Origin of the sequence: Lewinella sp. LCG006, assembly GCF_040784935.1 — a bacterium.
Classification (GTDB): domain Bacteria; phylum Bacteroidota; class Bacteroidia; order Chitinophagales; family Saprospiraceae; genus Lewinella.
Window position 1 is genome coordinate 6,608,664 of sequence record NZ_CP160680.1, and the last position, 26,906, is coordinate 6,635,569.

The 26,906-nt window shown below is 45.7% G+C and carries 23 protein-coding genes; 6 read left to right on the forward strand and 17 right to left on the reverse strand.

The features are described from left to right. Positions 1-16: 16 nt before the first annotated feature. Complete coding sequence (locus tag AB0L18_RS24135; RefSeq protein ID WP_367389889.1) at positions 17-280, forward strand: hypothetical protein; 264 nt, start codon at positions 17-19, stop codon at positions 278-280. Next, positions 259-588 carry a type II toxin-antitoxin system RelE/ParE family toxin gene (locus tag AB0L18_RS24140; RefSeq protein ID WP_367389890.1) on the forward strand — a complete coding sequence of 110 codons (330 nt, stop codon included), beginning with the start codon at positions 259-261 and terminating at the stop codon, positions 586-588. Before AB0L18_RS24135 ends, AB0L18_RS24140 begins: the two co-directional genes overlap by 22 nt. A 415-nt stretch (positions 589-1,003) precedes the next feature. Here AB0L18_RS24140 and AB0L18_RS24145 read toward each other — a convergent pair whose 3' ends face one another. The 12 genes from AB0L18_RS24145 to AB0L18_RS24200 all read right to left on the reverse strand — a co-directional run bounded on the left by AB0L18_RS24145 (position 1,004) and on the right by AB0L18_RS24200 (position 15,381). Then, on the reverse strand, positions 1,004-1,627 hold the full coding sequence (locus AB0L18_RS24145; protein ID WP_367389891.1) for an FMN-binding negative transcriptional regulator: 624 nt from the start codon (positions 1,625-1,627) through the stop codon (positions 1,004-1,006). 4 nt (positions 1,628-1,631) lie between these two features. Then, positions 1,632-2,720, reverse strand: a complete 1,089-nt coding sequence (locus AB0L18_RS24150; protein ID WP_367389892.1) for an endonuclease/exonuclease/phosphatase family protein — start codon at positions 2,718-2,720, stop codon at positions 1,632-1,634. 19 nt (positions 2,721-2,739) lie between these two features. Further along, the gene (gene mutS, locus AB0L18_RS24155; RefSeq protein ID WP_367389893.1) at positions 2,740-5,343 is read right to left on the reverse strand and encodes a DNA mismatch repair protein MutS; all 2,604 of its coding nucleotides are present in this window, start codon (positions 5,341-5,343) and stop codon (positions 2,740-2,742) included. A 143-nt stretch (positions 5,344-5,486) separates the two neighbouring features. Next, positions 5,487-6,611: a glycosyltransferase family 4 protein gene (locus AB0L18_RS24160; RefSeq protein WP_367389894.1), complete on the reverse strand. Its 1,125-nt coding sequence runs from the start codon at positions 6,609-6,611 to the stop codon at positions 5,487-5,489. A gap of 236 nt (positions 6,612-6,847) precedes the next feature. Next, a complete protein-coding gene (locus AB0L18_RS24165; protein WP_367393185.1) occupies positions 6,848-7,318 on the reverse strand; it encodes a ribonuclease H-like YkuK family protein in 471 nt (156 codons plus the stop codon). Positions 7,319-7,515: 197 nt separating this feature from the next. After that, positions 7,516-8,244, reverse strand: coding sequence for a DUF1080 domain-containing protein (locus AB0L18_RS24170; RefSeq protein ID WP_367389895.1), 729 nt, complete (start codon positions 8,242-8,244; stop codon positions 7,516-7,518). A 39-nt stretch (positions 8,245-8,283) separates the two neighbouring features. After that, positions 8,284-9,078, reverse strand: a complete 795-nt coding sequence (locus tag AB0L18_RS24175) for a creatininase family protein (RefSeq protein WP_367389896.1) — start codon at positions 9,076-9,078, stop codon at positions 8,284-8,286. Further along, positions 9,071-10,591 carry a hypothetical protein gene (locus tag AB0L18_RS24180; protein ID WP_367389897.1) on the reverse strand — a complete coding sequence of 507 codons (1,521 nt, stop codon included), beginning with the start codon at positions 10,589-10,591 and terminating at the stop codon, positions 9,071-9,073. Before AB0L18_RS24180 ends, AB0L18_RS24175 begins: the two co-directional genes overlap by 8 nt. Positions 10,592-10,612: 21 nt before the next feature. Further along, a complete protein-coding gene (locus AB0L18_RS24185; protein WP_367389898.1) occupies positions 10,613-11,680 on the reverse strand; it encodes a pyridoxal-phosphate dependent enzyme in 1,068 nt (355 codons plus the stop codon). Between the two features lie 91 nt (positions 11,681-11,771). Then, complete coding sequence (locus AB0L18_RS24190; RefSeq protein WP_367389899.1) at positions 11,772-12,641, reverse strand: DUF4846 domain-containing protein; 870 nt, start codon at positions 12,639-12,641, stop codon at positions 11,772-11,774. Beyond that, entirely contained in the window at positions 12,631-12,981 is a 351-nt protein-coding gene (locus AB0L18_RS24195) for a translation initiation factor (protein ID WP_367389900.1), read from the reverse strand. The genes AB0L18_RS24190 and AB0L18_RS24195 overlap by 11 nt, the downstream gene beginning before the upstream one ends. An 18-nt stretch (positions 12,982-12,999) precedes the next feature. After that, on the reverse strand, positions 13,000-15,381 hold the full coding sequence (locus AB0L18_RS24200) for an endonuclease MutS2 (RefSeq protein WP_367389901.1): 2,382 nt from the start codon (positions 15,379-15,381) through the stop codon (positions 13,000-13,002). Between the two features lie 260 nt (positions 15,382-15,641). On the opposite strand from AB0L18_RS24200, the gene aroC reads away from it, so the two are divergent. After that, entirely contained in the window at positions 15,642-16,721 is a 1,080-nt protein-coding gene (gene aroC / locus AB0L18_RS24205) for a chorismate synthase (protein ID WP_367389902.1), read from the forward strand. Positions 16,722-16,855: 134 nt separating this feature from the next. Here aroC and AB0L18_RS24210 read toward each other — a convergent pair whose 3' ends face one another. Then, positions 16,856-17,356 (reverse strand): KdsC family phosphatase, encoded by a 501-nt coding sequence (locus tag AB0L18_RS24210; RefSeq protein ID WP_367389903.1) that lies wholly within the window; start codon positions 17,354-17,356, stop codon positions 16,856-16,858. 200 nt (positions 17,357-17,556) lie between these two features. On the opposite strand from AB0L18_RS24210, the gene AB0L18_RS24215 reads away from it, so the two are divergent. Both AB0L18_RS24215 and AB0L18_RS24220 read left to right on the forward strand, forming a co-directional pair. Further along, positions 17,557-20,502: a DUF4397 domain-containing protein gene (locus AB0L18_RS24215; protein ID WP_367389904.1), complete on the forward strand. Its 2,946-nt coding sequence runs from the start codon at positions 17,557-17,559 to the stop codon at positions 20,500-20,502. Positions 20,503-20,657: 155 nt separating this feature from the next. Next, on the forward strand, positions 20,658-23,279 hold the full coding sequence (locus tag AB0L18_RS24220; RefSeq protein WP_367389905.1) for an AAA family ATPase: 2,622 nt from the start codon (positions 20,658-20,660) through the stop codon (positions 23,277-23,279). A 3-nt stretch (positions 23,280-23,282) separates the two neighbouring features. On the opposite strand, the gene AB0L18_RS24225 is transcribed toward AB0L18_RS24220, so the two are convergent. Genes AB0L18_RS24225 through AB0L18_RS24235 form a run of 3 tightly spaced genes read right to left on the reverse strand, consistent with a single transcriptional unit; the run spans position 23,283 to position 25,093 of the window. Beyond that, entirely contained in the window at positions 23,283-24,248 is a 966-nt protein-coding gene (locus AB0L18_RS24225; RefSeq protein WP_367389906.1) for a hypothetical protein, read from the reverse strand. Continuing rightward, positions 24,229-24,549, reverse strand: a complete 321-nt coding sequence (yajC, locus tag AB0L18_RS24230; RefSeq protein ID WP_367389907.1) for a preprotein translocase subunit YajC — start codon at positions 24,547-24,549, stop codon at positions 24,229-24,231. Before yajC ends, AB0L18_RS24225 begins: the two co-directional genes overlap by 20 nt. A gap of 55 nt (positions 24,550-24,604) precedes the next feature. Then, complete coding sequence (locus AB0L18_RS24235; RefSeq protein WP_367389908.1) at positions 24,605-25,093, reverse strand: DUF1573 domain-containing protein; 489 nt, start codon at positions 25,091-25,093, stop codon at positions 24,605-24,607. Positions 25,094-25,485: 392 nt separating this feature from the next. Here AB0L18_RS24235 and AB0L18_RS24240 point away from each other — a divergent pair, with 392 nt between their 5' ends. Further along, entirely contained in the window at positions 25,486-26,013 is a 528-nt protein-coding gene (locus AB0L18_RS24240) for a shikimate kinase (protein WP_367389909.1), read from the forward strand. A 99-nt stretch (positions 26,014-26,112) separates the two neighbouring features. Here the strand turns inward: AB0L18_RS24240 and folE are convergent, their stop codons facing one another. Continuing rightward, a complete protein-coding gene (gene folE, locus AB0L18_RS24245; RefSeq protein ID WP_367393186.1) occupies positions 26,113-26,754 on the reverse strand; it encodes a GTP cyclohydrolase I FolE in 642 nt (213 codons plus the stop codon). Positions 26,755-26,906 lie beyond the last annotated feature (152 nt).

The window sequence follows — 26,906 nt, forward strand, 5'->3', positions numbered from 1 at the left end:
CGTAAAACAAATGCTTATGAGTGCTGTAGAAATGCGCGAACAAGTCCATCAGTTGGTGGATGAAATAGATGAAAGACTTTTAAAGGCGGTCTTTCTGATGATGAGTTCTTACCAAAATGAGGAAGTGCCCATTGGTTATGAAATGGATGGTAGTCCTATTTATGGTAGCGAACTTGGTGAACTACTCGATCAGGAGGTGGAAGCTGCAAAGCAGGGAAATTACATTACCGTTGAAGAACTAGCAAAACGCTCTAAAAAATGGCTGACACGTACAAAGTAGTTGTTACTCCTCGTGCCGAAGCCAGCTTGGAAAAGATCATTAATTACCTTATTGAAGAGGTCTCTTATGAAACAGCTGAACATGTTGAAAAAAAGCTTTTAGCCGCTATTAATGATCTTGCAAAGATGCCTACTCGAAATGCACCAGCGAAGGAGATAATCAGCAAGGCAAATATTACCTATCGACGAGCAATATCAATGTCATATCGAATAATATATAGAGTTGAAGAAGATCAACTTATGGTTTTGGTCGTTGAAATTTATCACACTAAAAGAGGCGAGCCAGAAACCATAATATATATCGAATAACCAGCCAAGGGTCTAATTTTCCTTACTAAAGAATAATCCGACCTCCTTTATCTTTCAGCTATCCAAATGAAAAAATCTCCTTCAGCTATTAGCGTGCTCATCCTCGTGGTATTTTTATTAATTCTACTAGGAAAACCAGAAGCTATTTCAGAAGACTATCGGTGCAATAGAATATTTAATGGAGTATACAATTGGAAGATTTTCACTCCAATCTATTTTATCCTGTTAATTTTTAGCTTGTATGAACTTTGGAAAATCAGAAACAATATGAGCGAAAATCTTCTCAGTAGTATTTTCTTATTTTCAGTACCTGGTTATATCATTTTCTCCTTAGTTAGAAGATTAGTATTCGGCTGATTTGTACGTCTTATTTAATTGCCTACTCAGCCTTGTCTCTAAATACGATAAACCTACCTTACTCCCCCCTCCCCATATTCTTCACCATAGCCTTCCCCAAATCGCGTACAACACTATCTGCTGATTGGCTCAACTCCCCAGCAATACGCTCTTGTTCAGCAGTGGTTTTATTTTGACTCAATTTGGCTTTCGCCTGAATTTCAGTCACCCTTATTTCAACAGCCACAATTCCGGCCAGCATAGCCTGTTTATAGCCCTCCGAAAGGCCAGCCCATTGGGCTTGGTAGTCCTGCTCGAAAGTAGCAATCAGGCGCTCCAGGTGAGCGAAACCTTCGGCTGCTGTTTCCAGCAACCGAGCCTTACCATAAACATGCACAGCTTGATAGTTCCAGGTGGGTACATTTTGAATTTTATCGTAATGCCTTGGGGAAATATAGGCGTGAGGTTCGGCAAAGATGACGAGCGTCTCCTGCCCTGCTGCCAATAACTTCCACTGCTCATTGGCACGCGCGAAATGGGCTTCTAACATAAGTTGATACTCCATCAGCCTGACGACAAAAGGGAGATGGGTAGCAAGGGGCCGTTGGCCATCCTGATTTATGATGGTCGCAAAAGGGTACGTCCGTAAGAAGGATAAAATCTCCTCTTGGTCGTCCATTTTATTGAAGGCAGGGATATACATGCGTCTATTGCAGTTCTAGCTGCACCCACACCGGCTGGTGATCACTGAACCGGAATTGCTGATCCAGTGTCTTCACTTTCAAAGCTTTGAGGTTGGGAGAAATCAAAAAGAAATCAATTACGGTACGGAAGGTATTCTCCGGGTCGTAGGTACTTCGCAATTTACGGTTACTAGGTACGGTAGGGTCATAGAGCCATTGCCAGTCTTCGCCCACAAAATCAGCTGCGATATTGCTCTGAGTATAGCCATCGGTTTTTCCTGGCGAAAAAGTATCGAAAGGAAAGAACGGTGGGCACTGGTTCCAGTCGGCACCAACGATGACGTAATTGCCTTTTTCGTATTCGGCAGTGACCAACTCCCGAAGAAAAGCCATCTGCTGCTTCTTGAGTACGCCTCCTTTATCATAAGCAGAAAGGTGCGCATTGATGACGACTAATTCCTTGTCGGAAACCGTCGCAAAACGGCTGATGAGCAAACAACGGTCCAGCTGAAAGATAAGGGTAGGCCAATCGAAACTACCGGGCAACTGTAGCCGGCGTTCGGAGGTAGGCTGCCAACGACTCAACGAAGCAATACCCGCTTCTACTTTGCCGTACGCACGCCAGGGCTCCAGGATAGGTATGGGTACCCGCGCCACACGATAGTTGGCCGCATAACTGGCTGCATAATCAGGCCGTTGGGCACGCAAACTATCCAATTGCTGGGTGTAGTAAGAGCGACGCGAATTCAGATCAACCTCTTGAATCAGGAAAAAATCCGCATCGGTGCTTTTGATAAAAAGCTCGGCGCCATCCAGGTTCTTTTCCACCAATTCCTCACTTGGTCGAATCATTTTGCCACCCGACATAAAGAAGCCGCCACTGTCGTAGAAAAAGTCGGATTCTTTTCCCAAACCTGCGTAACCCATGTTCCAAATAGCCAGGGAAATAATGCTATCGCCAATAATGCTGTTGCTGCTTTTGGCGTAAACATCTACGGGTAAGTCTTCATCCGGTTGCCAATCTGTGAGCGTTCCATGCAACAAAACACCTCCTACATACAGTAAGAAAAGGGCTACCACTAGCAAAGATATCCTGATCGTTTTACGCAACATAGCAACTTTAATTTTGGGCTTATTCTTCCAATAACTTTTTAAGCTCATTGAGCTTCATCATGCACTCAATGGGCGTCATATTGTTGATCTGCAAATCCAATAATGCGGCTTTCAACTGGCCTGCTACAGGATCAACCGTTTCGAAGATACTCAACTGCATCGCTTCGGTACTGATCGATTCCGTCGCCGGACGAGCTACCTTAGGTTCGCCTTTAGATGTTGCGCCATCTCCTTCGATGTGTTTCTGCTCTAGCTGGCTAAGAATACCAGTGGCTCGCTCAACAATAGAATGGGGCATACCGGCCATCCGGGCAACGTGAATACCGAAGCTGTGATGGCTCCCCCCTTCGGCCAGCTTCCGTAAAAAGATGACTTTGTTGCCTAATTCCTTGACGGAAACATTGAAATTCTTGATCCGGGGAAACTTCTGCGCCAGCTCATTCAACTCGTGGTAGTGGGTCGCAAAAAGTGTCTTGGGGTAAGCTTTACCGTTGCTGTGCAAGTATTCAGCAATGGACCAGGCAATACTGATCCCATCGTAAGTACTGGTGCCCCGGCCAATCTCGTCGAGCAGGATGAGCGACCGGTCCGAGACATTGTTCATGATACTGGCAGTCTCATTCATCTCCACCATAAAGGTCGACTCTCCGCTGGAGATGTTGTCACTCGCTCCTACGCGGGTGAAGACTTTATCGACGATGCCTAATCTTGCTGCTTTCGCAGGAACAAAACTACCCATTTGGGCCATCAGGCAAATCAGGGCCGTCTGCCGCAAGAGTGCTGATTTACCCGACATGTTGGGTCCGGTAATCATCATAATTTGCTGCTCGTCCCGATCCAGATAGACATCATTGGGGACGTAAGCTTCGCCTAATGGCAAATGCTTTTCGATTACCGGGTGGCGCCCCTCCTTGATATCGATGACAAAACTATCATCCATCTGGGGTCGTACGTAATGGTTCTTCACGGCCAATTTGCTGAAGGATAGCAAGCAATCCAGGCGAGCGATCAGCGCCGCATTGCGCTGTACTTGTGGAATGAAATCGGCCAGTCGCAGTACCAATTGCTCAAAAAGGGAAGCCTCCAAAACCAGTACCTTTTCCTCAGCGCCTAGTATTTTATCTTCCAATACTTTTAGCTCTTCAGTGATGTAGCGCTCGGCATTAGTCAGGGTTTGTTTACGTGTCCACTCTGCGGGAACTTCGCTTTTGAATCTGTTGGTTACTTCGAGGTAATAACCGAAAACATTGTTAAAACCAATTTTTAGGCTGGAGATACCGGTACGTTCTACCTCGCGTTCTTTGATACCCACCAGTCGATTGCGACCGTTTTTCATGATATCGCGGAGGTCATCCAGCTCTTCCGACCAACCATCTGCGATCACACCGCCTTTGGAGAGGTTTACCGGTGGGTCTTCCATGATTTGCTGGCCAATTTCCTGACACAGTTTTTCACAATCATCTAAGCCATCCGCAATTTTCTGTAGCATCTTGTTGTCTGTTCCTTGCAAGGAAGCAACAATCAGAGGGATGGTTTCCAGTGATTTTTTCAGGGAGGTCACCTCTCTGGGGTTGATTTTGCCCAGTGGAACTTTGGCAATCAAACGTTCCAAATCCCCCATCTGGCGGATGAGTCCACTCAGCGCTTCCACCTGCTGGGGTGCTTGTACAAAATGATCTACTACCGCCAGGCGGGCCTCAATGTCTGCAACATCTTTGAGGGGTAAAATCACCCATTTTTTCAGCAATCGCCCTCCCATGGGCGATACCGTATGGTCGAGGATATTGATCAAAGGCACACCACTTTCGTTCGAACTATAGATCAACTCCAGGTTACGAATGGTAAAACGATCCAACCACACGTAGCGATCGGGCTGAATCCGCCCGATGGTATTGAGGTGCTTGATGTTTTTGTTCTCCGTCGTTTCCAGATAGTGCAAAATGGCACCCGCAGCGATTTGCGACAGTTCCATCTCCTCTACGCCAAATCCTTTTAGTGATTTGATCTCAAAATGGTTCAGCAATTTTTCTCTGGTATAATCCAGCGAGTACACCCATTCGTCGAGGGTAAAGACGTGAAAACGTTCCCCAAAACGTTCCTCAAAACCTTTCTTTTTGTCTTTCGCCAAAATCACTTCCGAAGGGCGGAAGCTTTGCAGCAATTTATCGACGTATTCCTGACTGCCTTCACAAACAAGAAATTCCCCAGTGGAGATATCCAATAAAGCCAGTCCGATCTGCTGCTGCTTGCCAAAGAACAAGCTGGCCAGAAAGTTATTGGTCTTATGGTCCAGCAATTTATCATCAATAGCCAATCCCGGTGTCACGATCTCCGTGACGCCCCGGCGAACAATCTTCTTTTCTTTGGATGGTTTCTCCAACTGCTCACAGATGGCTACCCGATGCCCAGCCCGAATCAGGCGCGGCAAGTAAGTATCCAGCGAGTGATAGGGAAAGCCTGCCAATTCCACATCGCTGCCACCATTGTTTCTGCTGGTCAGCACGATACCCAATACCTGGGCCGCCACGACGGCATCTTCGCCAAATGTTTCGTAGAAATCGCCTACCCGAAAAAGCAAGATTGCTGAGGGATGCTTGGCTTTTACCGTAAAATACTGCTTCATCAAAGGGGTTACCTTTGTAGACTTCTTTTTTGCTGTTGCTTTTTCGGCCAAGACTAAGGTGGTATTTGGTGAGTGAGCAAATATACCTAAATCGGGGGGATTATCAACTCCGTTTTACACTGGTATAAAATCCTTGCGCCAATCTAGGCAATCATCCATTCCTTTACTTCTCGAATAGCATTTTCTCCATAATGAACGGAATAAAAACAGGGAGGAGTAGGTAAGTCAATTGTTGAAATCGACAAGCAAATTTCACGCGCAAATGCGTCATAATCGTTATCCGCTACTTGGCGTAATTTTTCGCCACAGATCTTTGGGTCTATCCCCAAGGCCCCTGTTTGGTAGGAAACAACAGTTTTGCCATACGCTACGGCTTCTACCAGTTTAGTTTTTACGCCACCACCAGTACTAATAGGATTGAGTACAACGTCGCAAGCGGCAACATAGTCTTCGATATTTTCAACAAAACCTAGATAATGTATCCCTTGGTGGGTCAAATGCCTAAAGCCATCCAGTTTTTTGGGCAAGCCACCTCCACAAATCAGGATGCGGTATTTAAAATCAGCTAACACTTGCAGACGTGGATGAATATGATGGATAATGCCCTCTACTGCGGCTAAATTAGGAGCATAATTCTGTGGACCGAAGAAAAGCAGTAGCTTGTCTGAGTCATCGAATTCGTGCGCTTTTCTGATAGCTCGACAAATAACGCTATTGGTGGCTGGGCTTTCCGACTGGTCAACAGGATAGGGTGCGGAGAGACATTTTTTTGCACTTAGGCCAAAACGCTGAGGTGCTTCAGCTTGATCATGAATGGAAATAAAAGCTACGGCGTTTGCCCAATGATAAACCACATACTCACTGAGCCACATCAAAGGCCACCACCATTTGCCTATGCTGCGCCAGCGCTGGTACTCTAAATTATGGCTAAATACAACAACTTTTATCGACAATCCCAATAAAAAAGGGAGCAGCAAGAGCCCAAAATAGTGATGTTGGAGGGCTAAATAACAGATATTTCGTTCCCTTAAAAGTTGTCGAATGCGCCAACCCACCTTGGGATTAAAATATTTGCTTTTTCGGTCATCAAACAAGGACACAATTTCAATACCTTCTATTGGTTCATTATCAGTAGTGCTAATGCAAATCGTATCGGGCCAACTTGCTACCAGGTATTTTACGTAAGCCATCACTGCTTTGTGTCCACCGCTTTGAGGTGGCGAAAAAGGATAAGGAGCTAAAATGGCTAGTTTATTATTGTGTTGCATATTCAAAATCGGCAGTAATTTAAAGCTGACAGAGGATTTAAAGTTGGGCTTTCATCAAATCACAAAACGCTCGAATTCCTTGATCGTTTGACGGAAATAACTGATCCAATTCTTTCTGGAGACTTGTCTTTATATACGCCTTTGATTGTACGACCTGCAACATACGCTATATTTACCACAACACAAAAGGCCAACCCGCAAGCGGATTGGCCTCTGTTTTTTTATAATAAAATATTTTATACCATCTTGTCCGCACAGCTGGAGCTAGCAAACGCATCTGGTTTGGCCTTGAAAACAAAACCCATACCCAGAATGTAACCCATGGCTTCCTTCAAAGCAACATTGCTCTCAAATAGCGGGTCAGTATTAATGTCTGCGTGTACTTCCAGCTCTACATCGTATTTATCCAGCAAATCGCACAGGTTGTACGCAACATTTACCGAACGACCTACTTCGGAGATCATCCGTTCACGGATCGACATTTTGCGGAATTCTTTTTCATTACTGATGAACATGAATCCGCCACGTTTTTCACGTAAGAAAACGATAACCGTAGCGTATTCAACGACACCTGCTTTTACTTGAGAATCGGAACCAATACAGACTTTCATCCGATGGCCATCGGCCAGTTCTTTTTGCAGTACTTTTTCTACGGCCACTTTCAAGTCGTCCTGAATAGGTTTGCCGTTCAGCCTTCGCCACTTCATTACCATGTCCGTTGTTTTATTTGCTGGAAGATACACATTTTACCCCTGGATAAAGGAAGCCAACGCAACTTCTAGCGACATTTAATATTGCGGTCAAATGAAATTTACAAATTATTGACTCGCAGCAACGGACACTCAACAACACTTTTACGATGGATAGTTCCCCAGCACAAAAAAGTTAATACCTGCAACTGAAACTAAAGCTCTCTGATCCAGATATTGCGAAAACTTACCGGGTTGCTATGGTCTTGTAGCTTGATGGGTCCAGGGCCATGTGGCGGATTTTGAGGTAAGCCGATGTATGGGGTCGTACCTTTGATCTCCACATGATTTTGCACCAAAACGCCATTGATCAAAACGGTGATGTAACCGGAAGCGACTTTCATGCCATCATTGTTGAAACGTGGAGCCTGGAAGATAATATCGTAGGTATTCCACTCGCCAGTAGGGCGTAAAGGATTTACCAGTGGGACATGTTGCTTGTAGATGGCACCCGCCTGCCCATTGGAGTAAGTACGATTGTTGTAGCTGTCGAGAATTTGAACTTCATAGATACCCTGAAGGAAGACACCGCTGTTGCCACGGCCTTGTCCCTCGTCTTCAACTACGAGAGGAGATCTCCATTCCAGGTGGAGCTGGCAATCACCAAAGACTTTTTTGGTTTGAATATCGCCCGTACCCTTTACTACAGTGAGGTGACTCCCCTCCTGTTTCCAGGCAACGGCTTTACCGTTGAGGTGTTCCCACTGGTCAGTATTGGTACCATCGAAAAGAATGTAGGCGTCAGCTGGTGGTCCATTTACAGGACCAGGAGCAACAACTCGAGGTTCGGGTTCCCATACTTCGGTGGCAACCGGATCTGTAATTTGTGCCGACAGGAATGGGCCTGCCAGAAAAAGAAATAGCAAGAAAAAAAGTGGTCTCATCTTTTTTTCTTGCTAAGAAACAATTTTTTGTGCTATTCCCTAATACCTCGGCTGATAAAGCTCTTCCAAAGGTGTCTTTTTCACAAAATTGGTAAACTTCACCAATTGGTGAATCATAATTTCCCACATTTTCAAGCCTTTCTCGGCGGTAGCGATGGTTGCGTCGCCCATGATTCCTGAGTTGGAAATTTTACTCGTCCGAACATACCAGCTTACACTGCGATCATCGTCGAAATTGAGGAAGTCACTCCCAAAGTCAAGCGTCTCATTTACGGCTTTATCCATTTGTACCATTTCAGGACGCAGCGCCAGGGTCGTACTGGTCTCTATTTCTCCAGCATGAATATCGTTGCGAGTGCTTGCTAGTTTGGCAATGTCCGTATCACTGGTATCGCCGGTATCCACACAGACGAAGATGCGTGCATCACGATTGATCATCTGGGCTGCGTAATTCAATGTAGGAGCATTATCTCCGTGTCCGTTGATGATGATGATCTTCTTCACACCTTGCTTTGCTAGCGACATCCCAATATCGTAGACAAAGGCCGACAGGGCATTATTGGTCACACTGATCGTACCGGCAAAATCTTCGTGGTGATAAGACACGCCATAAGGGATGGCGGGTAAAACCAGGGGCTTGGGATCTGAACAAGCTTTTGCTACCTGTCGTGCCAGGTATTTGGCATCGTAATAATCAATATCTACAGGAAGATGCGGCCCATGCTGTTCAATAGCTCCACAAGGCAGTAAAACCGTATCCACGGTTTCCAGGCGTTCCTTGATTTCTTCCCAGGTCATCTCTTCCCAGAGATAACCATTTTTATTCCTACTCATTGTTTGTTGAAAATTTATAAGGGATGTTTTCGGCCAGTAATTCCGCTAAGGAAATTGCTTCCCACTTGTGGTGATTCCGACGTACGGCTCCTTCTGCATACTGTTGAAATAATGACAATAATCGTTCGCGAAGATACACTGGCATATCCTCTAAATTGCTTCTTTCCTGATCAAAGCGCAGCTGTAGAATTTCAGGATTTTTCTTTGCCAATTTGCGTGTATGAGGGTTATCACTGATTAATTCTTTTTCTAACAGGAGGTAATACAATTGTTGGGCATCAGAGCCTAATTGCTTGACACTTTTGCCCTCTAAGGCTTTGAGACACTGGACAATTTGTTCTTCACTGTAACCACAGCGCCCAGGATCTTCGTCCAATGCTTTGAGCATGCCTACAATACGGCGGCATTTTTCACACTTCCCACAAGGCATCATCCGATCAATTTCCTTGTGTGCCGCGTGACAAGAAACCTGCAAACTTTGCAGATCAGGATAACGCTTTACCAAAATTTTCAAAATCAAAAGTTCGGATAACGAGCGAAGGATGGAGAACTGAAAAAATCCCCAGCCTTTTTTATCGTAATAGCGAGTGAGGGCATTGTCAAAATACTTGCTCTGATCGTAAAGCGCAGCGTAATGTGTGATGCCATCTTGCTGTAATTGCAAAGTGGTATCGTATTCATTACCGATGATGATATTTTTGACCTTGCGCTTACGTGCCAGGGGCAGCACGCCAAAAAGAAATACGGAAACCGTCCACAAGCGTATCGGGTAAATATCCGCACGAATATGCTGGTAATTCTCTCGAATAAAGGGCATTTGGCGTACCATCCAATTGAAAATACGATCACAATTGCACCATACCCGGCTGGTATTGGGCTCGGTTGCCAGCATCTTGTGGTAAGCATTGTAAGCTGTGTACCAATGACGCCCGGATTCATTAACGTAAATGGGGTGCGCCGTCCCTATTTCATTGAGGATACCGTAACTCAGTAAACTATCCTTACCACCGCTACTCAGTATGACGTAAGCATCCTCATCGAGTTCTGGAGCAGATTTTTCTTTAGCAGTCTTGGGCATTACTTCTCCCTGAAAAATCAAGGTAGCCGCTGCGTATTTTTGCTTTTTCTCAGGTGCTAAATCACTGTAAGCAGGGCGCAGAAACTCGTTGTCAGCCAACAACTTATGAACATATATTTCACGAGAGGTATTTTCCATAACTGCCCGTAGGAAAGATTGGTCTTTCTCATCAAACGCTCCATCAAAGATGATCTGCTTACAAAACAAACCATAATTGAGCGCAACCTGTACCGCCATGGTGGATGCCAGATTGCGATCTTCCCAATTCCGAGGGTCAAAAACCTTTTCGGTGTAAGCATAAATGAGGGTATTCGAAACTGCTTCCCCGCTTGTTTTCCCTAAAGTATAGGTAGCTTTCATGCGTTTGGGTTCTACCACAATTTCGTGTACTTTGAGGTAGTCAAAAACGATAAAATCCGATACTTGTATAGACATTCAACTGTTTTTTTTAACGCTTTACTTAGAATTCTTAGCGGTCAAAATAGCCACGTAGCGGTCCGGCTCCATCTCATTTTTCTCGTGTTCTTTCAACAGGCCAATCAACCCGGCGGTAGAAGCCGGCAAAATGCTCTTTGACTCTTTACTTAGCAGGTATTTAGACATACTTTTCATCTCACTGTCACTCACATTGTACGCCATTCCGTTACTTTCTCTGATCGCGTAAAGGGCTTCCTCACCATCGAAACTATGCCAATTGATGAGGGGTTCATTGAACTTGGTTTCTTTGATCATTTCAGGCTTCAAATCCACGCAGTGATCTAGTCCCTTATTGAAAGAGTAGACAATCGGATTTTTATGCACCGATGATGCCCCTAGCATGAGCGGTACACGGGAGGTTTTCCCGCGCTTATGTAGGGAAACAAAACCACGGTAAATACCTGCCAACAAAGTACCATTTGAAATCGGAACAGCACAAATGCGAGGAGCATCACGCAATTGATCATAAATTTCAAAAGCGATTTGGCTGTAGGCAATGATCTGCAAAGGCGTGTTGGCACCACCGGGGTTGGCATCATACCATTCGTGCTCCTGGGCCATAAGGCTGCTTTCGGTGACGCTATCTTCGTAGCTACCTTTCAATCGGTTGATCTCACTTCCCAAATCGACCATTTCTTCAATGCGGGCAGTATGGTAGGATTCGGGAATGAAGATCTTGCATTCGATTCCCGCAAGATGTGCCGCCAGCGCTAATGCTGAGCCATAATTGCCACAAGTAGCAAGGCTGATCGTATCGTACTCTCGCCGTAAGGCATCATAGACCTGGGCAAACGCAATGCGATCTTTTTGGGTACCAGTAGGATTGTCTCCTTCTGTTTTCAGGAAAAGCTGTCGCAGGTTATAGTCACGCTCCAGTGATTTTGCGCGCATCAGGCCTGTATCTCCTACTTCGATATTGATGATATCTTCGAAGACTTCCAGTCGATCGATCAGACTGTTGTTTTTATTCTTAACAAACTCACTGTACTCTTCCGCTTCTTTAGATACTTTGAGCTCAATGCTGTTGGTAAGATCCCGTAAATTCATGTTGGTTGGATATTGATGGTTTGCCCAAAATAAGTAACCATTTACAAAAGATAAAGCGATTTTTGCCTTTATTATCCCCTCTTCTTTCCCTCTAAAATCGCCGTAAGTCGCTGCCTCTAAATTGCCATTCAGGGGTAGAAAAAACACCTTCTAATTTAGCTACATCGTACCAGGGAGTAGCAGCCTTAGGCTTGCTTAACACATGAATACTCTGGGCGGGCATATAGCTTTGTGCCAGTAAAATCATTTTCTCTCCCGTCGTAGAGTTAAGCACCATATCTACCACAATCACCGCATGGCCGGGGCTACCTCCCTGGATAAAAACATCACCGACTTGAATATCAGCTAGGGATTGTGGTTGAAGTTCTTGGGCCACCGAAAGGGTTCCAGCGTAGGCAAATACCATATTGAGGTAACTACGAAAAGCCTGATAGGAAGTATCCACTCCTCTGCCATTGGTCCAACTTACTTCGTTGCCGTTTACTCGAATTCTTTGCCCCGAACGCCAATTGGAATATTTAGCCAGGAAGCCATTTGTAAAATGAAATTGAATAGCAGCATACGCTCTTTGCGCCCATAGGTATTCAGCTCTTAAACGGATAACTGCATCTGCACACTGCTGCAAATCACGCTTTCCTACGTCCATCGCCACCACGGCACTTGCTGCTGCTTGATTTCTTTTTATCGCACCATTGAACAGCAAGACGGGCGCTTCCGCAGCTTGGAGTGGAAGGTTGCGTAAATAATGCGCGAAGCTATTTTCGGAATAGGCCACTCGGTGAAACCCCTTAGGAGCGGGGAAACGATCCTGGATGGTGTAGCCACTGCTATCCAAAGTATAGACAGTATCTACTAACACATTCTGCTCTGCTGGCGGATGAATAGCCTGAGTAGCTCCTTCCTGATGACAGGCCAGCAAGGACAAGCAAATTCCCCATAAAAAAACATGATTAACCTCCACTCTTCTTGGTTTGGGTATACCCCTTGTCCAATAAGTATTTTAACACTTTATCACGCTGATCACCTTGAACAATGATTTCACCATCTTTCGCAGAGCCGCCTACTCCACAATATGTTTTAAGTGCTTTTGCCAGGTCTTTCAGATCATCGTCATTACCTTCAAAACCGGTGATGAGGGTAACAGCCTTACCTTTGCGTTGTTTCTTGTCTAACCAAATGCGGAGTTTCTGATTGGAAGCAGCAGGGGTTTCAACTTCTTCTTCTGGCTGGTTCAGGTTGAGGTCGGGGTTGGTAGAAAACACCAATCCACTCAAGTTTTTCCATTCGTTGTCTCTGGCCATATCGTCGTCTCAATTTATCTATAAATCAACTAAAGTTACGCCATCTCCTCCGGCTTCAGCAGCGGGATGATAAACTTCCATGGTCATGTTGTACTCCCGCAGCTTCTTCTTAACGGCCTCCCGGAGGGAACCATTGCCTTTGCCATGAACGATTCGCAAGTTGGAGACGTCGGCCAGGAGTGCCTGATCCACAAAGTCTTCCACTACCTTCATGGCTTCCGCATAGCGCATACCACGAATGTCAATTTTGCTTTCAAAGCGGGCCGCATAATCGACATCAGAATGTACACTTTGGTTGGTTTTTATGTCCAGCGGTGTTTTCGCCAATTGCAAGTCGCGCAACTTCACTGTCATACGCATCCCGCCCATAAAGATGATAGCATTTTTTCGATCAATACTATCAATTTCTCCGGTAGCACCACCCGATTTCAATTTCACGAAATCACCCACTTGTAATGGCCGATCATCTTTTAAGACCTCATCAGGGTGATAAATTTCTTCTCTTAGCCCACCTACCTGCTCCGATAGGTTTTCCCGCTGGTATTTGATCTCCAGGGAGATTTTCTTGGCCTTATCCAGGTTCTTTTCTTCTTTCAGTTCCCGGATCAAACGTTCCAACTCTTTATTCTCCTGGGTCGTTTGTTGCAGCTCCTGTTCTTTGCGCTCGAGCTTGTGCTTTTTGCGTTTGTACTCCAGGTCACGGTGCAGTTCATCGTAGGTTTTGGTAAGACGATCAAGGAGTTTCTGCTTATCGGCGAGTTCTTTCAGTTTTTCTTCAACTTCCTGTTTTTCACGCTGTAGGTCGACCAACAAATCATCAACTGCCCGCTCATTACTGCCAATTCGTTTACGCGCGTATTTGAGCACCCGGTCTGGTAGTCCACTCTTACCAGCGATCTCAAAGGCGTAAGAACTTCCTGGTCTGCCTACCTGAAGTTCGTAGCTCGGCGACAGGTTATCTTTATCGAAGTACATGGAGCCATTGACCAACCCACGTGTCTTAAAAGCAAATACTTTCAGATTGCTGTAGTGCGTCGTGATCACCCCGTAAACCTTGCGTTGGTTGAGTTCGTAAAGTACGGATTCAGCGATAGCTCCACCTATTTTGGGGTCTGTTCCGGAACCAAATTCATCGATCAACACCAAGGTATTCGGCGTGGCGTGCTCCAGAAAAACTTTAGCATTCTCCAAACGAGAACTATAAGTCGACAAATCGTTTTCCAGAGATTGCTGGTCACCAATATCGGCAAACAGCTGTTCGTACACGGACATTTCCGTTTGACCATCAACAGGCAAAAGTAGGCCACATTGGAACATCAATTGCAACAATCCCACCGACTTCATCGTAATCGATTTCCCTCCGGCATTCGGCCCGCTAAGGACCAGTATTCGGTTTTGTCCGAAAAGATTAAGATCAAAGGGGACGGTCTTCCGACCCAGTTTTTTGTTTTTTAAATAAAGCAGTGGATGCCGCCCTCTGATGATGGCTAAAGTAGGATCACTTTTCGTACGAGGACGCACAGCATCCAGTTTCAAAGCCAGTTGCGCCTTGGTTTGCACCACATCAAAACGGATAATCAGGTTTTGATAATCATGCAAGGCAGGCAAGTACGGACGCAGGGTGGCACTGAGCTCTTTGAGGATGCGATAAATCTCCCGCTTTTCCTCCTGCTGAAGATCAAAAAGATCATTGTTGATATCAATAACCCCCTCTGGTTCAATGAATGCCGTACGGCCAGTGCTGGATTCATCGTGAATTATTCCCCGGATTTTGCGCTTGTGCTCTGATGGTACACTCAGTACCCGGCGAGCATTTCGGAAGCTTTCAACATTATCTGTCAGCCAGCCTTTTTTCCGATAGGTATCAATAATCAGTCGGAATTGCCGATCCATTTCCCGGTACTTGCTCTGAATATGGCGGCGGATTTTTTGTAAGTCCGGCGAAGCGTCAGGTCGAATATTGCCTTCTTCGTCAATCACCCGCTCAATCGCGTGCAATAATTCTTCATTAAAGTGGATGGGGCGAATAATAGCGTAAAGGGCTGCGTAAGCCTCCTGTCGGTCTTTATTGAAAAACTTATAAATGTCTTTAATGAAAAGAAGAAGGATGTTCAGTTTTTGCAAGCCTTCCTCTGGAAGCACAAAACCGGAAATTTCCAGCATACGCAGCTCTTCCGAAATCTCCTGATAAGCACCAATGGGAAAATTATCTCGCCGCTCCAAAGTACGCCGAAATTCATCGACCTCCGCCAATAATTGCTCGATCTTGTCCAGTTCCCCTAAGGGTTGAATGGCCCTGATCTTTTGTTTTCCCTGTTCGCCAAAACAAGATTCCTCCAATAAGGAAAGGATCTTATCAAACTCCAACTTTTCGTACAAATCACCTGGTTCCAGTCGCATCGTATACTTTGTTCTAACGTGAGATTTGCCTGTTTTTAATTTGCCTTTTAGGAATACAAAAAAGCAAACCTCAATTTTTCCTAAGCCCGCAAAGATAAGATTTAGCAATGGTTTTGTCTACCCTTGCTGGCTGCGTACATCTAACTGTGTAGTTTACCAAAAAGTTTCAATAGGATAAGAGATTGTAATTTTTACTTTTTTATAGCTTTTGCTCTTCCTGTGAAATCCTACCTTAGCGGGCGAATCAAATAAATGTGATTGTGGCAGGAAGTAATTTTGGCACCCTATTTCGGATCAGTACTTTTGGAGAATCTCACGGTAAAGCCATTGGTGTTATCGTCGATGGTTGCCCGGCTGGTATCGCCATTGATGAAGATTTCATTCAGGAAGAACTCGCCCGCCGCCGCCCCGGACAAAGCAATATTGTCACCCAGCGCAAGGAAGCTGATGAGGCACAAATACTTTCCGGTGTCTTCGAAGGTTATTCGACCGGCACCCCTATTGCCATGGTCATTTTCAATGCCGACGCGCGGTCTAAAGATTATAGCCACATCGCCGACAAGTTTCGTCCTAGTCACGCAGATTATACCTTCCACGCGAAATACGGGGCAAGAGATTACCGGGGTGGCGGGCGCTCTTCCGCCAGAGAAACAGCTGCCCGGGTGGCAGGAGGAGCCATCGCCAAGCTTTTCCTTCAGCACTATGGGATAGCAATTTTTGCTTACACCTCCCAGGTGGGGAAATTACAACTGAGTAAAAATTACAACAAGATAAGTAAAGAGTTGATTGAAGCCAATCCTGTTCGCTGCCCTGACCCACAGATGGCCGCAGAGATGGAAGCTTACATCAAGGAGATTCGTAAAGACGGTGATACGGTGGGAGGGGTCGTCAGCGCCATTGTTCATGGTTGCCCACCTGGCCTGGGAGAACCCGTCTTTGACAAACTCCACGCTGATCTGGCGAAAGCCATTATGAGCATCAATGCTTGCAAGGGTTTTGAATATGGCTCAGGTTTTGAGGGCGTAAGTATGCGTGGCAGCGAGCACAATGATGCCTTTTTTCAGGAGGGCGATGAGGTAAAAACGCGCACCAATTACAGCGGTGGCATCCAAGGGGGGATCTCCAATGGAATGGACATCTATTTTCGGGCAGCCTTTAAACCCGTAGCCACCATTGTCGCTGACCAGGAGTCGGTCAACGAAGCCGGAGAAGCCGTAACGGTTTCCGGCAAGGGCAGACATGACCCTTGTGTAGTTCCCCGCGCAGTACCCATTGTGGAAGCCATGACAGCCTTGGTACTGGCTGATCATCTGTTGAGACAAAGGGGGAGTCAGAAATAGGAGTGTGTAAAGGTTGGGTAAGTGTAAAGGTGTAAGGGTAGACGAGACTGTTCGATCTCTAGCATGTATTTTACACCAGATTTGTACAGTCTACCTTTACACATTTACACCCTTCCAACTTTTACACCAACTCCCTAAACCTCCCACTGCCCATTCAGTTTCAAAACTTTTTCGATGACGTCGCGGGCACAGCCTTCTCCGCCATTATCACCGGAAATGTACTGGGCAATAGCTTTTATCTCGCGAGCAGCATTGGCGGGGCAGGTGGGTAAGCCCACGCGGCGCATTACCTCATAATCCGGCAAATCATCACCCATGTAGAGAATACCTGCTTCGTCGAGGTCGTACATATCTACGACTTCCTCGTAGGTTTCCAGTTTATCAGAAATCCCCAGATAGACATCAGATACCCCAAGATTTTGTAAACGCACGCGAACCCCCTCTGATTTCCCTCCACTGATGATCACCACCCGGTAGCCTTCCTCCACGGCGCGTTTGATAGCAAAGCCATCGCGAATACTCATCTGCCGCAACAACTGGCCATCTTGCATCACCAATACCTGGCTATTTGTGAGCACACCATCAACATCAAAAATAAAGGTGTGGATCTGTCCAAAGACTTCAAGGTTATTCATAAAAGCTAAGAAGAGATTAATGAAAAGGATCATTGTTTCACCCGCAAATGTAAGGGCAATATTGCAAAACCTAGGCAACGATCATCTTTTGTCATCCAGCAAACAAAGCGAAAATCTCCCAAAACAAGATGCTTTTGAAATGGTTTCGTCAGAGAATTGTGCAAAACAATTCTGCATTAGTAAACCAAAAAACAATCCAAATGAAAAAGCTTTCTACGCTTTTGTGCCTGTTCATGGCACTCACTCTCAGCCTGTGGAGCCAGGCTTCTGTTCAAATCATCCACAACTCCCCTACTCCTGGAACGGATGCTGGCCCCGTTGTTGATATTTACGTCAACGGTGCTTTGCTACCAGAACTGACTGGCGTTGCTTACCGAACTGCTACGCCTTACCTTACCGTACCTGCAAATGCCGATATCGAGGTAGGTGTTGCACTTAATCCTAGTAGCGGCCCTGCTGATATCATTGCTACTTTCCCCTTGGGACAATTGGCTGATGGCGAAGTGTATACCGTCACTGCCGCTGGAATCGTTGGCGACATGGATACGCCATTCAACGTTTTTGCGGGTGGTGGCCAAACCACCTCCAGTGGAAGCGACCAAGTGGCCATCCAGGCTTTTCATGGTGCTACCAATGCCCCAACCGTAGATGTAGATGCACGATTTGTGGGAAATCTAATTGCTGATTTAGCTTTCAGCAACTATTCTGGATATTTGGAAGTACCAGCAGGCTCCTATTTCCTCGACGTTAGAGCAGCAGGTGACCCAAATATTGTTGCGACGTTTGAAGCCAACCTGAGCAGTCTTGGCGGTGGTGCAGCCAATGTCTTTGCCTCGGGTCTACTAGGTGGTTCGCCTGCTTTTGGGCTCTTTGCCGCATTGGCAGATGGCACCGTGATCGAGTTGCCAGCTGTTTCTTTGGCCACGCTGCAGCTCATCCATAATTCACCTAGCCCTACCGTCGATATTTATGTCAACGGTGCACTTTATCAGGATGATTTCGAATACCTTACCGCTACCGCCTTTGCGGAAGTTCCCGCAGGAGTTGAGCTAAATATAGCAGTAGCTCCCGCAAGCAGCGCTAGTGCTGACGAAGCCATTTTTACCACTTCTGTAACCCTTGAAAATGGTGAGAACTACATCGCTATCGCGAATGGTGTTGTCGGTGATGCAGACTTCCCATTCACCATTGCCCTTACGGATGGTGCCCAGCTGACGGGAACCGATGCCAATGCCATTGACTTGCGCGCCTTCCACGGAATTCCCGGTGCACCAGCGGTGGATATTTACGAAGGTATAGACGATATTACTCCCTTTGTCAACCTTGCTTACGGAGAATTTTCTGATACGTATGTAGGAATATTCCCGGGACAAAGCTTTTTTGAAATCCGTCCTACCGGCACCGAAACAACAGTAGGTACCTTGTTTGGCAACCTTAACGGCGGAGGTGGCCTGAGCGGCCTGGTCTTTGCAGGTGGTTTTCTGGATGCAGACCCACTTTTTAACCTCTATGTTGTTTTAACGAATGGAGCAGTGATTCCATTGACGCCCCTCGCTCCTTTGCAAATCATCCATAATTCTCCAGCCACCGCCGCTGCGGTAGTGGATTTGTACGCGGGTATTAACCCAACCGAAGCTGTAGATTATTCGCTGATCGCTGATGACCTGGCTTTCCGCACCGCAACAAGCCTTAATACCTACTACCCTACCCGAGTACCATTGACGATTGGGGTAGCTCCTGGTAACAGCACTGATGCTGAAGACATTCTCTTCAACTTGCCAGCGGTGACCCTGGAAGATGGAAAACTGTACACCGCTATTGCCAACGGCATCCCTGGTGATGCTAATTTCCCCTTTGGTTTGGAAATCAATGATGATGCACGTATCAACAGCAGCGACGAAGGGCTGGTAGGTATCACTGCCTTCCACGGCTCCCCAGGAGCTCCAAACGTAGACATTGCTACCCGCAGCAATGGTGCTACCGCCATCAGTGATCTTGCTTATGGTGATTTCACTGGTTATCTGGAAGTAGCCAACGTGGCTGAATTCCTCGAATTGAGAGCAGCTGGTGACCCCAACCTGGTAGCAACGTTTGACGCAAGTGTGTTAGAAGCGATTGGTGGCGTAGCAGTAACCGTTTTTGCTTCCGGCATTTTAGGTGACGAACCTGCTTTTGGTCTTTTTGCGGCACTTCCTAATGGCGATGTAGCTGAACTAGGCGCTGTAAGTCGCTTGCAAATCATTCACAACTCTCCCGACCCAACGGTTGATATTTACGTGAACGGTACCAATGCGGTTCCTGGGCTGACCTTCCGTAGTGCTACGGGCATGATCGATCTACCTACTCGTACTCCCATTGATATTGCAGTAGTGCCTGCGGGTGCAGAGATTGGCAGTGCTGTCGCTACATTAGATGGTGTTGTTTTAGAAGATGGCAAAGTATACCTGGCTATGGCCAGTGGTATTGTAGGGGATGCAACGACTCCCTTTAATGTGGTCATCAACGACCTGGGGCGCGATCGTGCAGCAGATGCTAATCAAGTAGATTTGGTCTTGTTCCATGGTGCTCCTGATGCCCCTACGGTAGACGTCGTAGTTGAAGATGGGCCAGTACTATTTGACAATATCGAATACGGTAATTTCAGTGACTATCTAGGCGTTGCTCCTGCCGCTTACGTTTTGGATGTTACGCCAGCTGACGACAATACGGTAGTCGTTAAAAAGTACGATGCCGACCTTACCTCGCTGGTTGGTCAGGCTGCCGTGGTATTTGCTTCTGGATTTTTAACACCAGATACAGCTCCAGCCTTTGAAACCTGGGTAGCACTTACAGATGGCACGACCTTCCCGCTGGCGGAAATTGTAAACACCAACGAGATTCCTGGTACACTGGATGCTTACCGTGTATTCCCCAACCCTGCACGTACAATTACTACAGTTGACTTTAATTTGACAGAACCCACGGAAATTTTAATAAATCTCGTGAACCAAGAAGGTAGGGTATTGTTGAATAAATCGTTCGGACAATTGGGAGCGGGCAATTACCGTGAACAACTGAACCTGGGCAACTGGCCTGCTGGCTTATACCAACTGCAATTGGTAACTCCTGAGGGACAAGCTACACTGCCTTTGCTTTTGATAAAATAGGATTTTTCAAGTTTAGATAGGTGGTTTTGAGGCGCATTCCCTTTTGGTGAATGCGCCTTTTTTATGGACTATATTTGTATATGTGGCGAAAAGGTCAGACCTTCATAGGCAACAAAAAAATTCCCTTCTAAAACGATAGCCGTCTACCTTTACCTATGGCCGAAGAAGCGCACTCAAATCCTACCAGAGAAAATTTTAAGTTCAAAGAACTTAGGGTATACTCCTCTACGGAATGGTTAGCGGACAACCGGAAGAAATACCGTCAGGTTTTTGATCGCTACACCACTACTTTTGTCTACGCAGAACTTTCTTTTTACAACCGCCTTTTTGATGAAGAAGACTGGGATGTTGCGGTAGACATGGTCTGCTATTCTTTACGCAAAGGGAAGCGTGAAATCTGCCGTCTAAGCCTGAATAAAAAAATCAGCAAGTACGACAATATTGCTTACGTCCGCGAAGGTTGGGGTAACAAGGCAGAAGGTAGTTTTTGGAAAAAAGGCACTTATTACTGGGAAGTTTTTCTGGACGGGCAAAAGGTGGGTTCAAAATACTTTTACATTGAGGACGCCAATCAAGAGCCTCATCCTGAAGAAAACCCCTACCTCGAAGTACAAAGCCTCCGGCTGTACGAGGGCCCTTATGATGATGTCAACGAAGATGACCGCAAGTACTTCAAAGCTTTCAACTGTGAAGAAACGCGCTACATTTACATTGAAATACTGCTCAAAAACCTCCTCCCAGAGAAAAACTGGCAATGCGAACTTTTCACGAAGTTCTTTAATAATGCGCGCGAATTAAAAGGGCAAGTTGTCCGACTTCAAAGGGTAGAAAAAGGTAAAGATACCATCCAGCTCACCGCCGGATGGGGCTCCAATGTTCAAGGTTCCTGGCGGAAAGATCGCTACACCGTTGAACTCGTTTTTATGGATGAACTCTTGGCGAGTATTCCCTTTGAAGTGGGCGTAGACTATATTGAAGGCGACCCCGCCGTTTGGTTACCCAATCGTACCGCAGCAGTTGTATTGGCGCCAGAAGAAGGAGACAGCCGTACTTTCTCAGAAGTGGTCGAAAATCTTGATGACTTGATTGGCTTAAAAACCATCAAAAAGCAAGTCAAAGAACACGCCCAGTACATCCAATTCCTGCAACTACGCCGGGACAAAGGCTTTGTAGAAAAGGATGAAATCAACGTTCATTCGGTTTTCATTGGCAACCCTGGCACGGGTAAGACCACCGTAGCCAGCATGATGGGCAAGCTCTACCACAAAATGGGGCTACTCAGCAAGGGTCATGTACATAGCGTTGACCGGGTGGATCTAGTAGGTGAATACATCGGACAAACCGCGCCCAAGGTAAAAGAAGCCATTGAAAAAGCGCGTGGCGGCGTTTTGTTTGTTGACGAAGCGTATTCCCTGGCGCGTTCTCAGGACGACTCCAAAGATTTTGGTCGGGAAGTGATCGAAATACTTGTCAAAGAAATGAGTAATGGCCCTGGTGACCTGGCGGTTATCGCTGCTGGCTATCCTCGGGAAATGAAATATTTTCTCGATAGCAACCCAGGCTTAAAATCCCGATTTAAGCACCGCTTTGAATTTCCCGATTACCTGCCCCAGGAGCTTACCCAAATTGCTCGCTTTGCTGCGCAGCACATGGAGGTCCTCCTTTCGCCAACAGCGGCACAAAAGATTGACATCATTATTACGGAAGCTTTCCGAAACCGTGATCGCTCTTTTGGCAATGCCCGTTTCGTCTTTGATCTGGTGGAAAAAGCAAAGATCAATCTTGGCTTGCGCATCATGGCTCATCCCCAACCACGGCAGCTGGCGATAGAAGAATTGAGGCTGATCACTGCCGAAGATGTAGATCAGATAAATACCGGAATGCTCAAGCAACTTCCTGACATTCCGGTAGATGAAGCCTTGCTGGAGGAAAGCCTGGAGGAATTAGATGCCCTCATTGGCATGAAAAATGTGAAGGAACAGATCAGGGAGATGGTTCAATTGGTGAGATACTATCGCCTTTCAAAAAAAGATGTACTCCATCGCTTTTTTCTTCACACTGTTTTTGTGGGCAACCCCGGGACAGGAAAAACGACCGTAGCGCGTATTCTCACTAAAATATATAAAGCGCTGGGCGTACTGGAACGCGGTCACATGATCGAAACCGATCGCCAGGGCATGGTGGCAGGCTACGTTGGCCAAACGGCAACAAAAACGACAGAAAAAATTGATGAAGCACTCGGAGGAGTACTTTTCATCGACGAGGCTTATGCCCTCACCCAGCGTTCCGGCAGTAGTCAGGGTGACTTTGGTGATGAAGCGATACAAACACTTCTCAAACGCATGGAAGACCAACGCGGTCAGTTTTTTGTCTTCGTGGCGGGCTATCCCGACAACATGGAGCGCTTCCTAAAAGCCAATCCAGGTCTCAGTTCTCGCTTTGATAAAACACTGCGTTTTGAGGATTACTCCCCGGATGAGTTGGTACAGATTGCGGAAAAGATGTTTCAAGACCAGGATCTTCTTCTCGCTGGAGCGGCACATACCCATCTAGTTCGTTACCTCAACTTTGTCCACGCTTTACGCGATAAGTTTTTTGGGAATGCTCGTACGGTTCGTAAAATCGTGGAGGAAGTTATCAAAGCACACGACCTCAGGCTGGCAGCGGCAAAGGGAGAGTTATTGGCAAATGAAATCACGCTTGCAGACGCGCAAGTCTTAATAATGGATAAAAATAGCCTACAGTTTACCCGGCCAACTATTGGTTTCCGGAAATAGATATCACTGATCGGTAGGCTTAATCACAAAAAATTCGATCGCCCGAGGAGTAATCAGCGCATTGTGTAAGTAAGCTGGAGATTGCACCAACTCCAGTGGAACTGTGTTCTTACCTTCCCGGATAAAAGACTTCTTTAAATCCGCAATCAAGCGAAAGTCAGCTGCTGAAATGTCATTATAATGCCTCAAACCAATGACGCACTTGATTAAAGCTTTGTCTGGAAACAAACGAATACTGTCGGCTAAGGGATTCACCACTTCTACATCTACAAAAATGCTCTTTTCTGTAAAGCGCTCGACCGGCACTTGTACTTGAATAGCATCGGGAGCCACACGCAGGCCATCTTCAGGAATTCTCAATGAAAGTTGTCCGATGTAATCTTTACTCAAATCCTCCAAAATGAGGCTGTCTGCAGCCCAAAATGTAAGTGCCGCAATTTGGCTTGCCGGGCCAGTGATCCAAACAGAATCAGGTGTGATGATGATTGAATCCGCCAAATGATGCTCTTCCGCAAACGACAGCGTTGAAAAAAGACGAACTGGTAATAATAGTTGCTCCTGTTCTTCCAATGCTATCCGAACCCCGTCAAAAACCAGGTTCGTTATTTCTACTTCTTTGTCGTTGACGATATCGTCCAGATCCGTTCGAATCTGAGTAGGTGTCAAATTAAACACAGAATGGTCGGGGACAGCATAAGCCAGTTCATACTTACGGCCAAGTATGCCTGCCATCAAAAAATACCAACCCTGAGCAGTAAGATTAACAATCAGCGATTCGGGAGGAGGCGTAACAAATGCTTTGCCCTGAGGCAACTCATACTGAAGAGCTACCGTACGTACCACGGTATACTCTTTAGAAAACTTCACCAATATCCAAAACACAAAGGCAAAACCCAGACAAATCGCCAGAATAATGCGATCCTCCGGCGATATGTCTGCAAGTGGGTTTTTAATTTTTAGTCGCTTCATTAAAGAAAGCATCAGTCATTTCTTTAGAAATGGCACTCCGAGTGAAAGGGATAAATACTTTTCCTACTTCAAGTACAATGGTCTTGTCTTCAATCTTGTTGATTTTCCCAATGATACCACTGGCCGTGACAACGTCATCGCCTTTCGCTAGATTTTTCATAAATTCTCCCTGCTCACGCTGGCGTTTTGCCTGGGGGCGAATAAGGAAAAGCCAAAAAATAAGCAACATTGCTCCGAAAAATACAAGTTGAACCATTCCTCCACCGGAAGCAGCTTGTAATAGTAATGTGGAAAACTCCATATAAATAGCTGGTTTTATTGATACCCAAAGGTAATCATCTTAATCTAAATTCCGACTAACTACTTTTTCCATCCACATGTCCATTGAGGTAAACAACTGTTTTCGCAGGAATTGTATTGGCCGTAATGGTGATGGGCTTATTTTGGTTGCCACTTTTATTCTTGGTATCAAAACGAACCGGAATCACCCCACCTTCTCCTGGAGCAATCGGCGTCTTGGGCCAATCTGCTACGGTGCATCCGCAAGTTGATCTCACGTCGCTGATAATAAGCGGTACTTTTCCTTCATTGGTAAACGTAAAATCGTGGGTAACCACAGCCCCTTCTTCAACACTGGAGAACTCATAAGTAGCGCTGGAAAAAGTAATCTTAGCCACATTACTGGTATCTACCTCTTCCTGATCAGCCGTTACTGGATTACGGATAATTTCAGCGATCCCTCCTTCAATATCCTGAGCTCGGTTATTTTCGTCGTTAGTTGGGTTACGCTCCTTGCAAGCAACGAACCCCAAAATAACCAGAAGAAAAATCATATTCTTTAACATAAAAGGCACTTTTTTTGATGCACACTAAATTACAGAAGGTCATATTTTCAAGCAACAAAGGTAATTTTTTTCACGCAAAAGAAGCCTCCTAACGAGTGAACTCACCTTCCTGCTTAGGTAGCTAATCCCGGCACCTTCTAACTTTCATCGTTCTATGGCTTTCGGCAAATGCGTGATGTCCTTCTCTTTTTTCCCTTAGAAAATGTTATTTTCGTTTTTACCACCAAAGCTTAGTAGTTTGACGGAAATAAGTGTAACAACTTTCTTTTGAGATTTTTAAAAATTTCCACACAATTTTCTTACAGTCAATTGCTTAGGAAATTTCAAAAAATCGAAAGCTGTTACACTTATTTTTTCTCCGTCTCTTAGCCATCATTTGTAACAAGCGCACCATGCACAAACCAATTTTCCTGGTTGGATTTATGGGTTCTGGCAAATCTCATGTCGGGATAAAACTAGCAGATTATTTATACTGCCCTTTTACTGATCTTGATCAACAGATTGAAGCGTATACGCAAAAAAGCATCAAAACTACTTTCGCCGAAGATGGTGAAGCTTGGTTTCGGCTCATTGAGCGCAGAGTACTGCACAATACAATGTATAAAATTCCCGGAATCGTCGCTACTGGAGGAGGTACTGCTTGTTTTTTTGACAATATGGATTGGATGAACAAGCACGGTGTGGTTATCTTTTTAGACCCTACAGAAGAGGTACTTCAGCAACGCCTATGGAGAGGGCGAACCAAAAGACCATTGCTCAATGGCTTATCCATAGATAGCTTGCAGACCTTCATCCATCAAAAAATGAAAACAAGGAGACCTTTCTACGAAAAAGCTGCTGTTCACTACGTCATCACCCATCATGAACAAGCCACCGCAGAAGACATTTCCGCCCAGATAAATGCTATTACAGGGCACTGAAAACTGGACAAAGCTTGGGCTCAAGCCTATGCAAAACATTCAAGTTGAAGCTCAAGTTTAAGATGGCTAAAAACGTCCTTAACCTCCACCTCAGTAGAGCTATTTCTGCCTGATGGTTTGTAAAAACTCCTGACGAACATTTTCATTCAAAAATTTGCCACTGTACTCCGAAGTAGAAGTTACAGAAGCTTCGTGCTGAATCCCCCTGGCTTGTACGCACATGTGGTAAGCTTCAATAAACACAGCGACATCTTCCGTCCCTAAAACACTTTTTAGCTCTTCCGCAATCTGTATGGTCAGTCGCTCCTGAACCTGAGGCCGCTTTGCGTAGTATTCAACTATACGGTTGAGTTTCGACAAACCAATGACGTTACCATTGGCCATGTAGGCAATGTGCGCCTTTCCGTATATAGGAAGAAAGTGGTGCTCGCAAAAAGAGTGCAATTTAATATCCCGCTCTACCAGCATCTGCTTGTAACGGTATTTGTTCTCAAACAGGGAAATGTTTGGCTTCGCCTCAGGATTAAGACCTGCAAATATTTCTTTGACAAACATTTTCGCAACGCGCCTTGGTGTATCCTGAAGAGAGTCGTCTTCCAGGTCAAGCCCAAGGGTGTTCATGATTTCACGAAAATGGTCTTCAATAATGTCCATTTTTTCCTCGTCACTCCGTTCAAAAGCATCTGCGCGCATTGGCGTGCTAATATCAACCAGACTGGGAGGGACGATTGGTTTGATCATCAGTGATTTTTCGTTATTGGTAATGGGGCCACTGTTACTAATGCTATCAACGGCAGGAAATTCGTCCTTGCGCATTTTGTTATTTTTTGAGGATGAAAGATCACAAATATTTATTTATGATCTGAAAGCAAAATAAGAACGCCATCTGACCG

What these genes read in the sequence shown, in the direction of transcription:
- AB0L18_RS24140 (WP_367389890.1), top strand. Translation starts at nt 259, where the DNA reads ATGGCTGACACGTACAAAGTAGTTGTTACTCCTCGTGCCGAAGCCAGC.
- AB0L18_RS24240 (WP_367389909.1), top strand. Translation starts at nt 25,486, where the DNA reads ATGCACAAACCAATTTTCCTGGTTGGATTTATGGGTTCTGGCAAATCT.
- AB0L18_RS24135 (WP_367389889.1), top strand. Translation starts at nt 17, where the DNA reads ATGAGTGCTGTAGAAATGCGCGAACAAGTCCATCAGTTGGTGGATGAA.
- AB0L18_RS24165 (WP_367393185.1), bottom strand. Translation starts at nt 7,318, where the DNA reads ATGAAGTGGCGAAGGCTGAACGGCAAACCTATTCAGGACGACTTGAAA.
- AB0L18_RS24195 (WP_367389900.1), bottom strand. Translation starts at nt 12,981, where the DNA reads ATGGCCAGAGACAACGAATGGAAAAACTTGAGTGGATTGGTGTTTTCT.
- mutS (WP_367389893.1), bottom strand. Translation starts at nt 5,343, where the DNA reads ATGAAGCAGTATTTTACGGTAAAAGCCAAGCATCCCTCAGCAATCTTG.
- AB0L18_RS24180 (WP_367389897.1), bottom strand. Translation starts at nt 10,591, where the DNA reads ATGTCTATACAAGTATCGGATTTTATCGTTTTTGACTACCTCAAAGTA.
- AB0L18_RS24235 (WP_367389908.1), bottom strand. Translation starts at nt 25,093, where the DNA reads ATGTTAAAGAATATGATTTTTCTTCTGGTTATTTTGGGGTTCGTTGCT.
- AB0L18_RS24150 (WP_367389892.1), bottom strand. Translation starts at nt 2,720, where the DNA reads ATGTTGCGTAAAACGATCAGGATATCTTTGCTAGTGGTAGCCCTTTTC.
- folE (WP_367393186.1), bottom strand. Translation starts at nt 26,754, where the DNA reads ATGATCAAACCAATCGTCCCTCCCAGTCTGGTTGATATTAGCACGCCA.
- AB0L18_RS24225 (WP_367389906.1), bottom strand. Translation starts at nt 24,248, where the DNA reads ATGAAGCGACTAAAAATTAAAAACCCACTTGCAGACATATCGCCGGAG.
- AB0L18_RS24145 (WP_367389891.1), bottom strand. Translation starts at nt 1,627, where the DNA reads ATGTATATCCCTGCCTTCAATAAAATGGACGACCAAGAGGAGATTTTA.
- AB0L18_RS24210 (WP_367389903.1), bottom strand. Translation starts at nt 17,356, where the DNA reads ATGAATAACCTTGAAGTCTTTGGACAGATCCACACCTTTATTTTTGAT.
- AB0L18_RS24220 (WP_367389905.1), top strand. Translation starts at nt 20,658, where the DNA reads ATGGCCGAAGAAGCGCACTCAAATCCTACCAGAGAAAATTTTAAGTTC.
- AB0L18_RS24185 (WP_367389898.1), bottom strand. Translation starts at nt 11,680, where the DNA reads ATGAATTTACGGGATCTTACCAACAGCATTGAGCTCAAAGTATCTAAA.
- AB0L18_RS24215 (WP_367389904.1), top strand. Translation starts at nt 17,557, where the DNA reads ATGAAAAAGCTTTCTACGCTTTTGTGCCTGTTCATGGCACTCACTCTC.
- AB0L18_RS24160 (WP_367389894.1), bottom strand. Translation starts at nt 6,611, where the DNA reads ATGCAACACAATAATAAACTAGCCATTTTAGCTCCTTATCCTTTTTCG.
- AB0L18_RS24200 (WP_367389901.1), bottom strand. Translation starts at nt 15,381, where the DNA reads ATGCGACTGGAACCAGGTGATTTGTACGAAAAGTTGGAGTTTGATAAG.
- AB0L18_RS24170 (WP_367389895.1), bottom strand. Translation starts at nt 8,244, where the DNA reads ATGAGACCACTTTTTTTCTTGCTATTTCTTTTTCTGGCAGGCCCATTC.
- AB0L18_RS24175 (WP_367389896.1), bottom strand. Translation starts at nt 9,078, where the DNA reads ATGAGTAGGAATAAAAATGGTTATCTCTGGGAAGAGATGACCTGGGAA.
- yajC (WP_367389907.1), bottom strand. Translation starts at nt 24,549, where the DNA reads ATGGAGTTTTCCACATTACTATTACAAGCTGCTTCCGGTGGAGGAATG.